Source organism: Undibacterium sp. Di26W, from assembly GCF_049340265.1.
Taxonomy (GTDB): Bacteria; Pseudomonadota; Gammaproteobacteria; order Burkholderiales; family Burkholderiaceae_D; genus Undibacterium.
The window spans coordinates 1-255 of the sequence record NZ_JBMPOR010000099.1 but is presented as its reverse complement, the minus strand read 5'-3'; the positions used below and the strand labels follow the sequence as shown (position 1 = coordinate 255).

General features: G+C 52.2%; 1 protein-coding gene. It reads right to left on the bottom strand.

Annotation, left to right across the window (positions count from 1 at the left end; all coding sequences use genetic code 11):
* On the bottom strand, nt 1-255 hold a 255-nt coding region (locus ACO0LM_RS28815; protein WP_423042392.1), incomplete at both ends, for a GTP-binding protein.

Below are 255 nucleotides of genomic sequence, written 5' to 3'. Positions count from 1 at the left end.
CTACTGGCAACAGGAAGGCGCCGTCAACAGCACGTTCTGGTGTTGGGATGTAGGTATCCAAAGCGTCAGCCAGTTTCATGATGGCTTCTTCGCCCAGAGGACCTTGGTCGCCTTCGAGGGCCAGTTTAGCGGAACCTTGAATGATAGGCAGGTCGTCGCCCGGGAATTCGTATTTGGACAACAATTCGCGAACTTCCATTTCAACCAGTTCCAGCAATTCAGCGTCATCTACCATGTCGCACTTGTTCAGGAACA